The 410-nt window shown below is 50.2% G+C and carries 1 protein-coding gene; it reads left to right on the top strand.

The window, feature by feature from the left end:
- Positions 1 to 108: 108 nt before the first annotated feature.
- Positions 109 to 410: DUF6932 family protein (locus tag DXX99_RS11075; protein WP_134643024.1), on the top strand; the 302-nt coding region annotated here is incomplete at its 3' end.

Raw genomic sequence — 410 nt, 5'->3', positions numbered from 1 at the left:
CCCAGTGCTTGAATAAACTCGCGAACTTCCGGCCGCGATCAACGAGACCAAGGTATAATTCTCTTCGCGGCTCACGACAATTCCATTGCTTTGTTGGAGATTGAATTGATGGATAAGATTTCGCTCAAGTTTGAAGAGGGCCTGTTGCTGCCGGGAACTTACATCATAAGCAAGGAAGACTTCATTGCGGAGTTCTGTAGCAGTCCCGAGAAGACCTTCGGCCATTATCAAGAGATGGCTCGCTCGAAATTCCTCAAGCCATTCCTGGATATTTACGAATGGGCCGAGGAGGCTGGGGCAACGTCAATTGTCGTCGGAGGGTCATTCGTATCGCGCAAAAATGATCCCAATGACCTGGATGTAGTGATCTTTTTCGCCACATCTTCGCAGGTCCCACACGGCCGGGAACG

This window comes from Ammonifex thiophilus (assembly GCF_003368535.1).
Lineage (GTDB): Bacteria > Bacillota > Desulfotomaculia > Desulfotomaculales > Ammonificaceae > Ammonifex > Ammonifex thiophilus.
The sequence above is the reverse complement of the archived record's forward strand: the minus strand, read 5'-3'. Positions and strand labels throughout refer to the sequence as shown.